Genomic DNA, 9,962 nt, shown 5'->3' with positions numbered 1-9,962 from the left:
CGTTTGGCCCCGTCAGGCGTCAAAATCTCGCAGTGCTTTTTGCGGATATTGTCGGGTTTACAAAGCTTTCAGAATCCATTGAGCCGGAGCAAGTGATTGAAGTCTTGCGCGAGCTTCACAGTTGGATGGCGAAGGTCATCTTCGAGTGGGGTGGCTCGATCGAAGGCTATATCGGCGATTCGGTCCTGGCGATCTTTGGGTTCCCCGAATCTGGAAGCCAGGATGGGACCAACGCGCTGTCCTGCGCTTATGATTTGCTTGCAGCTACTCAAGATTGGAACCGGGAGCGGAGTGAGAAAGGTTTGTCGCCCATCGGCGTTGGGCTAGGTCTGCACTATGGTCCGGTTGTTCTCGGCGACGTAGGAACCGGGGACTATCTTGAATTCACAGTAATAGGCGACACCGTAAACACGGCTAGTCGCCTGGAACAGGCAACTCGAAACCTCGATTGCGACCTAGTCGTCGGCCAAGCGCTCGTCGATGCGGTCAAGGTTGAAAATGACGGCGAATTAGCGGCCAATTTATTGAATCGCCTGCAGCACCACGGCGATTTCGCAATCCGCGGGCGCTCCAAAGCGGTTGATATTTGGACCTTGACCATGAGGACTACGGCACTCTGAGCCTGACGCGCATTGCAACTTTTGCCTCCCATGGCTCTAGAAAGTTTCGGGGCGTCCCGGCACTGGTACGCATGTATCCGCATTCCGCGCGCCAAATACGGCAGTTTCCTGGGAAGAAGCAGCAATTGGTTTGGGCACCGCTGGCAAGTGCCTGAATGGCATCATGATTGCCGAAACATCATCGCGATATCACAGGCGCGGCACGAAAACGCGTACGCGCCTGGCCTGCTATGTGAGCCCAGTCACTTGGGCATGCCCCGGATACAAGAGAGGGAGATATATAAGTGCCGGGACCGGTGGCTGGGGCGCCAGTCCCAGGCGAAACGGTCTCTGCTTTTCGTTTCCCTATTTTGTGGGAAAATACAGGGAATTTCTGCGCTTCTTGCACCGCCCTGCCCAAGTGAAGCGCCACAAAGTGATCCGGCGCCCGCTGTTGACCGTAATTCACCATATGGTTTGTCAGGCAGCGGGGTCCCGATGCTGAAATCTATTTTTTTGGGCCTTCTTCTAGTCGTCTGCGCAGTGACGCCGGTCGCCGCGCAGTCGCTCGAGCGGGCGGAAGCCGCCTATTTCCGCGGAGATTATGCCGACGCAATGGAGATGATGCTGCCGCTCGCCGAAGAGGGCGACCGGCACGCGCAATACCTCATCGGGTTTATGCATGAACGCGGACAAGGCGTGCCGAAAGACCCCGCAAAGGGCGCCGAGTGGTACGGCCGCGCCGCCGAGCGCGGCAACCCCTTTGCGCAGAACAATCTCGGCGTTCTCTACAAGCACGGGCGCGGTGTCTCACAGGACTACGTAATGGCCTATAAATGGTTCGACTTAGCCGCATCGGGCTACCTGCCAGCCGAGTTGGGGCATCGCGAACGCGCCGTTCTCAATCAGCAGGACATTGTCGCGAAGATGACGCCGGAGCAAGTCAGCGAGGCGCAGAAGCTCGCCGAAGAGTTTCGCGAGGCGAATGCAGGCTTCGCGGATCGCCCTCCCCGCGTGCGCTGAACAAGCACGATCCTGTTCGGCTTCAATTCCGGGCAGCTCAATGTCTCGTCAGAAGGGCCATGTTCGTCATTGTCACTTGCCACTAAACCCGTGCTAACCGAACTAAGGGTGGTTTCGGTGTTGCAAGACAATTCCTCAAATACTCGAAAACTCCACCTATGAACGCAAGTGTGTTTCTTGTCTCCCTTTGGATCAGCCTCGCTCGAGCGTGAACCAGGAAGCCAAGGCATCAGATAATCGGTTCTCGCCGAAGCAGTATCGTTTCGCAAAAGCCGACTAGACACAGGCCCCTGCTGATGCAATTCGCATATCTGGCGTGGGGGATCTCAAGATGTCCGCTCTATTGCATTAACGGGCATCACGTTCGCCGCGACCTCGTTTGTCGAGGTGTCGATACCTGATGTTGCATCCTTCAGCTCCTGGCACTCCTCCCCACTGACGTATGGCCTGCTAAGTGCCAGGAACAGCCATTGATGCCCGAGTTAAATCAAGCCTTCGACGGACCTAAACTGAACACGGATATTTTTCCTTTGCCTTTGACCTCGAGTTCGCCAAGCGGCTCGCCGTAGAACTCGGAGCTGACCTGGTTCCAAATCTCCTCCGCCACGACAACGCTTCCCGGCGCGACCAAGCCCATCATGCGCGCCGCCATGTTGACGGTGTCGCCCCAGATGTCGAACTGATAGCGCTCCTGTCCCACGACGCCGGCGACCACCGGCCCCGCATGAACACCGACGCGCACTTCCCACCCGAGATGCGCGTCAATCAAGGTCGATGCCATTTCCAACCCGCAGCGCACCGCTGCTCCTACGGGATCGTCCACTTTGTGCAAGAGACCTGCAGCCGCCATGAAGCCATCGCCGATCGTCTTGATCTTCTCAAGACCGTGCTTCGCTGCGACCCGCTCGAAGATGACGAACAACGCATCGAGCCGCGATATCACCTCTTCGGGCTCATGCTTGTCGCAATAGGCGGTGAAGTTGGTCACGTCGCAGAACAGCACCGCGACATTCTCATAGCGCCGTGGGATGACCGTGCCGATGCTGCGGATTTCGTCCGCTGCCTTCTTCGGCAGCAAGGCATGCAGCAACTGATCGGCTTCGGCCTGCGCCTCTTGGGCTTCGCTCAACGCATCTTGCAAGGCCAGTTGTGTTCTTACCCTGGCGAGAACCACCGGTGCGGAAAACGGCTTGTGGATGTAGTCTACCGCACCGACTTGAAAGCCCAGCTCCTCGTCGCCTTCTTCGATCTTCGCCGTCAGGAAGATCACGGGGACGTCCGCCGTTTCCGGATTCTCTTTCAACCGCCGGCAGACCTCATAACCGTCCATGCCCGGCATCATCACATCGAGCAGGATGAGATCGGGTCTCTCCGGGCCTGTGGCTATGGCAAGCGCCTTCTCACCGTTGGTCGCGACCTTGGTGCGATACTGATCTTTCAGGACACCCGATATCACCGTGATATTGGTCGGAGTGTCGTCGACGATCAGAACGAGTCTTTTTTTGCCGTCTACCATTACTCAGTCACGGCAGCCTGAATCGCCGATACGACGGTACGCAGAGATTCTGACAGAGTTTCGAGTGCTTCGTCTATGCCCTGCCCTGCCTTGATTGCCGTTTCCGTGTCCGCCGCGCACTCGGCAAGGGCATTGGCTCCAAGCGATCCTGCGGAGCCTTTGAGCGAGTGTGCAACCCGCTCGGCCGCAGCGCTATCACCGGCATCGAGCGCCGCGCGAATCTCTTCCACCGCGCCAGACTGGCGATCGGCTAATTTTTGGAGGAGCTTGGCATAACGCTCGGCCTTTCCCCCCATAACCTTCAGCCCCGCCGCGCTATCGAAGCCAGCGCGATCGAGTACCGCACAATCTAAGTTCATCAGTGCAACTCCCCAAAGTTTACTACAGCTGCCCGATCCAGCGGCTCAGCGCGCCAAACAGCTGATCTGGATCGATAGGCTTTGGGATATGATCGTTCATGCCAGCCTCAAGACACCTCTCTCGGTCCACTGCCATTGCATTGGCGGTCATGGCGACAATGGGTAGTCTATCGAAACGAGAATCGGCCCGGATAATGCGGGTCGCTTCGATCCCATCCATGACCGGCATCTGCATGTCCATGAGGACAATGTCGTAGTCGTTCGAGCGCACCATATTCACTGCGACCTCACCATTCTCGGCGACATCAACCGTTGCCTCGACATCTTCAAGTTGACCGAGAGCGACTTCTTGGTTGATTTCGTTGTCCTCGACCAAAAGCACGCGAACGCCGCGCAAGTGCGACATTTCGGAATGCGCTGTAATGTTGTTGTCAACGTCTCCATACTCGTCCTCCCCCCTGAGCACGGTGAGCGTCGTGTCCAAGAGCATCGATGCCGTAATGGGCTTTACGAGGACGTTGTCCAAGCCGATGTCCTCAGCGCTCTTGAGAACTTCCTCCCGGCCGTAAGCCGTAACCATGACGAGGCCTGGAGTCGGAACATTTTCCAGCGCCAGTATCTGTTTGGAGGTCTCAATCCCGTCCAGCGTCGGCATCTGCCAATCGACATAGACGATGTCGTACGGCTCGCCCCGCGCGCTGGCCTGGTGAACCATCTCAAGGCCATCCCTGCCGGACGGCGCTTCGTCAGCGCTCATGGACATGCTTCCCAAAATGTTTGAGAGCACGGCTCGTGCCGACGAATTGTCGTCTATGATCAATGCACGCCGTCCTTCGAGATCCTGGCGCAGCATCCGGCGACGCGACGCGATTTTCTTGAGGCGCGACGTGAACCAGAACGTACTGCCTTTGCCCAACTCACTCGACGCGCCGATTTTGCCCCCCATGGCCTCAACCAGACGCTTGGAAATCGCCAGCCCAAGGCCGGTGCCCCCGTATTTCCGCGTCGTCGATTTGTCCGCCTGTTCAAAAGCCTGAAAGAGTCGAGACATTTGCGCCTCGGACATGCCGATTCCCGTATCGGCGACCGAAAACTCGATCAGCTGATGGTCGGCATTATCCTCCAAGACCTTGAGCCGGACGATGACTTCACCAGCTTCCGTGAACTTGACCGCGTTATTGCAGAAGTTGATCAGGACCTGTCCCAGCCTCAGCGGATCGCCCTCGAGCCCGGAGGAGGTGGTTGGATCAACATCGAAGACCAGCTCCAACCTTTGAGCCGCAGCTTTCTCCGATACCAGATTGACGACGTTGTCGAGCACGTTATCCAGCTCGAAGGGAATATTCTCGACGGCCAGTTTCCCAGCTTCGATTTTCGAGAAGTCCAGAATGTCATTGATGATACCGAGAAGATGCTGCCCCGAGTTCTTGATCTTGGCCAGATGATCCCTCTGACGCGGCGGGAGGTCCGCCTTCAGCGCGATTTGAGACAGACCGATGATGGCGTTCATCGGGGTGCGAATCTCGTGGCTCATATTGGCAAGAAAGTCTGATTTGAGCCGCGTCGCCTCCTCCGCCTCCTCCTTAGCGGCCTGCGCTTCCTCATTGCTGACCTTCAGGGCTTCGATCAGTTCATCGACGCTCTGCTCAGCGATAATTTCTTGGCATTTCGCAAGCTGGGACCCGCTAACATCGCCCGTTGGGCCCCTACGGCAGTAGCCGCGCCAACCGTGGCGGACGCCTTTGTCGAAGGCTTCGACGCGGTCGAACCCTACATCGAGATGCCGGCTGTCGCTGCGCGCATCACCAAGCGCCGCCACACACAGTTCCTGAGCCACACCCGAACCGCTGAGTCCTACATCAATCTCCACCGGTCCCGCCTTCGCCAATGCTTTGGCGTGGTCGGATACAGCGGATGCAAGGCGCACACCACGCACACCGCTGATCCCGAGCGTCTTCGCGATGGCGAACAGCTTCCGACGCATCGCCAGAATTGCAGGCTCAACCTTGACCGACAAAGATCCAATCTCAGTCATTTGCATCGAATTACCGTACAGGATGCGTCATCTAGCCCCTTGCCGAACTTTTGGACGACATTGAGCGCTATTGTAGGCGCCGGATCGAGGCCGAGACTCGGATAGTTTTCAAGTCCAAAACGGCTTGTGACGCCATCGGAAAACAGCAGGATGACGTTGGAGGGTCGTAAACTCAGACATTGCGGCTTTGGTGATCGGATTCGTTGGCCAAGCACGCCATCACTGAACTCGACCGTCTTGGTCTCCGCGCAAAACATGCGGCATCGCACATTGCCGACGCCGGCAACCCAGCCTTCTAGCGACGTAGAGTTCACCCAAGCAAGGCCAGCGACCGCGCCGCGCGTGCCGCGAGCGCTCTCGTGCAGCAGCTCTATTGCGTCCTCCGGAGCCGGAGACGCTGCGTTCTCCACCCAACGCGACAGCGCATTGCGGAGGCAGACCCCAACCTGATGTGCTTCCGAACCGTGGCCAAGAACGTCGATGACCGCGGCCAGCACACCCGGCCCTCCGCGCTGGGTAAGCACGACATCCCCAGACAATGTCTCGCCGTCCTGTGGCCGCACGTATTCTCCCAATTCAATGCTTCCTGTCACGCCGTTCAACCCACATTGTCGCCGTTACCACGGCGCCCTCTCCCTGCTCAGAGTCGATCTGGAGCGCATCCATGATACGCGCAACGCCCGGAAGCCCGAGGCCGAGGGTTCCCGAAGTGGAGTAGTGATCAGAAAGCGCACGCTGCTTATCGACGAATCCCGGTCCATGATCGACAGCTTTGATTTCGACGCCCTGTCCACTCGCGGGCGAGCGCTCAACCCACGTCACGAGCAGATAGCCCTTGGCATCACCGTATTTCAGAATATTTCGCCCAAGTTCCGAGGCGACGGTTGCGAGCATGGCGATATCGGTCGTTCCAAACTCCTCCGCGAGGCGCTTATTCCGTTGAACGTGCAGCACGGCAATATGAAGATCTGCCTCTGCATGAATATCAAACCGGCCTAAGACCGTCCGGTTCGAGCTCAGGCTCGTCGTGGGTTTCTGGCTCTGGTTCGAGCTCTTGCTCATCATGATTCGCGCTTAGCTCCTCCAGTGCACGCTCCAAGTCTAGAGCTGTCCGGAGCGCCCCTAAGTCCACTCCACTTGAAACGATATAGGAGACAATTCCCGGCCGCAGCCCGGCAACCACAGTTCGCATACCCAGCCACTCGATCGTGCGGAAGGCCTTCTGCAATTCGGCAAACTCATCGACATCCATGACTTCGCAGGCAGATACTTCGAATATGGCGCTGTCGGCCTGCTGCCCGGCTTGCGCCTCGGACAAAGAGTCGACCAAGACCCCCAGCGCATCCGCATCGATTGAGCCTTCCAGGGTCGCGACCATAGTGTGGTTCAAACGCGTTATGACGAAGCGTCCGTCTCCCATGTGATGTGATCCTCCGGCCCGACCCGCCGTTAGCGGGACCCCGCCTCTCCTTGTATACGTCCACTGCCCCGGCCCGTCGGCTCGATCGCCGCCAGCGCCAGTTGCAGCGCGTCCCGTAATGTCGCCGTGGTGCGAACCTCCCCCACATTGGCACCAAGCTCGACCAAAGTGCGCGCGACGTTGGGCGAAATACCCGAAATAATGCAATCGCAGCCCATAAGCCGCGTGGCCTGGGTGATCCGGATGAAATTATTCGCCACCGCCGTGTCGACGGTGACCACGCCGCTAATGTCCATGACAAATACGCGCGCGCGGGCTTCCGAAATGCGCGTCAGGCTCTTATCCATGATGTCCTGGGTGCGCTGCGAGTCCACGATACCGACCAGCGGGAGGAGCAAGATGCCATCCCAGATCGATGAGACCGGCGTCGACATCTCGAGCATCGCCTTGCCGCTTTCGATCACCCGGCGGCGCGCGAACTGGGCGACTTGATCGCTCGTTACGAACGTGTCGAGCATCGCGAGCTTGTCGAAGGCATTGAAAGCGGTGCTGGTGTCGCCATGAGAAAAATCGCAGGACACGATGGCATCGCCAAAGAGAACCTTAAATTGCGACATGGCGGCGAAATAGATCAAGTTTGACATGTCGCGTTGCGCGTGAATTTCTCCAATGCGCACACGATAGTCGACATATTTCTGGTCCACGACGCCGGTGAAGAACTCCGCCCAATAGGTCTTCTGGAGCTTCTTGACGCGCTCAACCGTCTCCTGGCTATTGAAGAAAATCGAAAACTCGGGTTGCGCACCCAACCACGAATAGAATTCGTCCACAACGGCATCGACTTTACCAGACGCCTTCAGTGCGTCGCCGCACCTCTTAAGTGCCGCGAGATCTTCAGGCGTGATATCGAACCGCTCTAAGAGCGCGTTGACCTCCAATGACTGCGACATCGCTACAATTCCTCATTTCTTTGTTGTTCGGGCCCAGCCGAGCAAGCGTTCGGTCCATCTAATGGTGATCCGCACTCCGCACGACTTAGCATTTTGCGCCAAAAATTTCTGCGCTGCGTCGCTTTTTTAGAGGGTGGCGGGGAGGGAAATGGTGCCCAGGTGCATACTACACCAAGCTTACTAAATCAACGACTTAGCGAAAAGCGGGACAGTCATCCTTCCCACATTCCCGCGCGCTGGATCGCGTCTCGACCTGGCGCAATCTCCTCGGGTTTGTGACGCTTGTTGGCTTTGGCCGGCCGTCTCGCCACTCTCGAATACGGCGGTTAGCCTAAGCAAGGCAAACGTCTACGAATTTGCCGCCGCGCGCCATGATTGAGATACCCATGGCGCGCTGGTCGCAGGAGTGAACGCGGCCTAAATTGATCGCTCCGGTGCACCTTATCACCTCAATACCGACGCCCCGGGATTCAGGCGACGGACATGGTGAGTTTGATGGAGCAAATCATAGCGGCAGATGCTGGAGTGAACTAAGAGCCTAGCATTGTACGGCCCATGTATTGATTAGTGCTTGAGCTATACGAGCCGCACATCTTTATCGACCACTCGAACTCGCTCATGTGGTAATGCGGCTGGCGCTTCGAGACTCGATTGCAGATTCGGCAGTGCACAAAAGCCATGTCTGCTAATAGCACGGAGCAGACCTCGCTGGGCCGTCGGCCGAGGTCCGCTTCTGACCTAAAGCCAACGCGAAGCCAACCTCGCTTATTCGCTTAAGCGGCAGCAGATCAGCTCGATACGCGTAGCGGCCGATGAGAAGTTTAACCGGGACCCCTAGGATCATCACCAACAACACCTCCGAAGACGGAGGTGTCGGCATTTTCAACCCGGTTCCCTGGGACGCCTTTATCAACGGCCGATATCATCGGCTGGGGGTCCGGGGTCGAATACGCCTCCTCAACACGGGACAGGAGCAAAGCTCATGAAGTTCTTCGACTGCAAGACTGCACCTAGCGCCCGCCTCGTTCGCATGTTCATCGCCGAGAAAGACCTCGACATCGAGACAATTGAAATTGATCTACGTTCTGGTGCCCACCTGCAAGCGGACTTCAAGGAGAAGAATCCCCACTGCACCGTCCCCGTTCTCGAAACCGAGACCGGCTTGCACCTCACATCTTCTCAGGGGTGCTGGCGCTATCTTGAAGCCCATAAGCCCTCGGCCCCGTTGCTGGGAACTAACCCTGAAGAGAAGGGACTGATTGCAGACCGCATTTGGCGCATCGATCTCGACGGCTTTTATGCAATAGCTGAGGCAATTCGCAACGAGCTGCCCGGTTTCAGGGGCCGTGCGCTGACCGGATCCATCAACTACGACCAAATTCCCGAACTTGCCCAACGTGGAGCCGCCAGAACCGCCCACTTCCTCGATACATTCGAGGCGCATCTCCTTGGAGAGAACGACTACGTCGCGGGCGCCAACTTTTCAGCTGCGGATATCATGGCGTTCGTCACTATCGAATTCGCTGGCTGGATCAAGCTTGAGTTACCGCCCAGCGCCGAACGTGCTCACGACTGGTACAAACGGATCAAGGCCCGACCAAGCGCTGCTCTCTGAAAGCAAAGCCCGCAACTCCGACCCCACCTGCTTGACAGGAGGGATTTTTGAATGAGAAAGCCCGTCGACTACCAACCGCGCCTCGTCCGCTTTTGGCACATAGCCGACCTCGATGCCCAAGCTGAGAATGTCTGCTTTCGGGTGTAAAGCAGACGTGCCTTCGCCGTTGCGCAAGGGCCGCTAATGACCCAACCCGGACCTCTGCGAAAGGCGGCCTCTTGGAAAGAGGCAGAGTTGCGGGAGCTATCGGAAAGGCGGTAAGCCTCTCAAAACGAGGAGCTGACCGTGAAAATTACCACCGGCTTTGTTGGGCGCGAGCAAGCGCTCACTGAACTCTTCGCTGCGACCTTCACCGCCTCGGAGGCCCCGGACGAAGGCGCACTGATTGGCGACTTGGTTAGCGATCTACTCGCAGAAACGCCAACAGAGGACATCCGCGTGTTCT

10 protein-coding genes are annotated in these 9,962 nt (G+C 57.6%); 3 read left to right on the top strand and 7 right to left on the bottom strand.

What is annotated here, in order from left to right:
- Both AC221Y_RS14895 and AC221Y_RS14890 read left to right on the top strand, forming a co-directional pair.
- Window positions 1-620 (top strand): adenylate/guanylate cyclase domain-containing protein (locus tag AC221Y_RS14895; protein ID WP_486707627.1); only part of this gene is annotated, 620 nt, incomplete at its 5' end.
- Window positions 621-1,097: 477 nt separating this feature from the next.
- Window positions 1,098-1,622, top strand: a complete 525-nt coding sequence (locus AC221Y_RS14890) for a tetratricopeptide repeat protein (protein WP_486707626.1) — start codon at window positions 1,098-1,100, stop codon at window positions 1,620-1,622.
- A 487-nt stretch (window positions 1,623-2,109) separates the two neighbouring features.
- Here AC221Y_RS14890 and AC221Y_RS14885 read toward each other — a convergent pair whose 3' ends face one another.
- The 7 genes from AC221Y_RS14885 to AC221Y_RS14855 are packed head-to-tail and all read right to left on the bottom strand — an operon-like array spanning window position 2,110 to window position 7,902.
- Window positions 2,110-3,138 carry an adenylate/guanylate cyclase domain-containing protein gene (locus tag AC221Y_RS14885; RefSeq protein ID WP_486707625.1) on the bottom strand — a complete coding sequence of 343 codons (1,029 nt, stop codon included), beginning with the start codon at window positions 3,136-3,138 and terminating at the stop codon, window positions 2,110-2,112.
- On the bottom strand, window positions 3,138-3,497 hold the full coding sequence (locus AC221Y_RS14880; protein ID WP_486707624.1) for an Hpt domain-containing protein: 360 nt from the start codon (window positions 3,495-3,497) through the stop codon (window positions 3,138-3,140). The genes AC221Y_RS14885 and AC221Y_RS14880 overlap by 1 nt, the downstream gene beginning before the upstream one ends.
- A 22-nt stretch (window positions 3,498-3,519) precedes the next feature.
- On the bottom strand, window positions 3,520-5,532 hold the full coding sequence (locus AC221Y_RS14875; RefSeq protein ID WP_486707623.1) for a response regulator: 2,013 nt from the start codon (window positions 5,530-5,532) through the stop codon (window positions 3,520-3,522).
- The gene (locus AC221Y_RS14870; protein WP_486707622.1) at window positions 5,529-6,125 is read right to left on the bottom strand and encodes a SpoIIE family protein phosphatase; all 597 of its coding nucleotides are present in this window, start codon (window positions 6,123-6,125) and stop codon (window positions 5,529-5,531) included. Before AC221Y_RS14870 ends, AC221Y_RS14875 begins: the two co-directional genes overlap by 4 nt.
- Window positions 6,109-6,597, bottom strand: coding sequence for an ATP-binding protein (locus AC221Y_RS14865; protein ID WP_486707621.1), 489 nt, complete (start codon window positions 6,595-6,597; stop codon window positions 6,109-6,111). The genes AC221Y_RS14870 and AC221Y_RS14865 overlap by 17 nt, the downstream gene beginning before the upstream one ends.
- Complete coding sequence (locus AC221Y_RS14860) at window positions 6,518-6,952, bottom strand: STAS domain-containing protein (protein ID WP_486707620.1); 435 nt, start codon at window positions 6,950-6,952, stop codon at window positions 6,518-6,520. The genes AC221Y_RS14865 and AC221Y_RS14860 overlap by 80 nt, the downstream gene beginning before the upstream one ends.
- Before the next feature lie 29 nt (window positions 6,953-6,981).
- Entirely contained in the window at window positions 6,982-7,902 is a 921-nt protein-coding gene (locus AC221Y_RS14855) for a protoglobin domain-containing protein (protein ID WP_486707619.1), read from the bottom strand.
- Between the two features lie 982 nt (window positions 7,903-8,884).
- Between AC221Y_RS14855 and AC221Y_RS14850 the strand changes: the two genes are divergently transcribed.
- A complete protein-coding gene (locus AC221Y_RS14850; protein WP_486707618.1) occupies window positions 8,885-9,517 on the top strand; it encodes a glutathione S-transferase family protein in 633 nt (210 codons plus the stop codon).
- Window positions 9,518-9,962 lie beyond the last annotated feature (445 nt).

This window comes from Boseongicola sp. (genome assembly GCF_057460485.1).
Note: the sequence above shows the minus strand (reverse complement) of the source record. Positions and strands in the feature narration are given on the sequence as shown.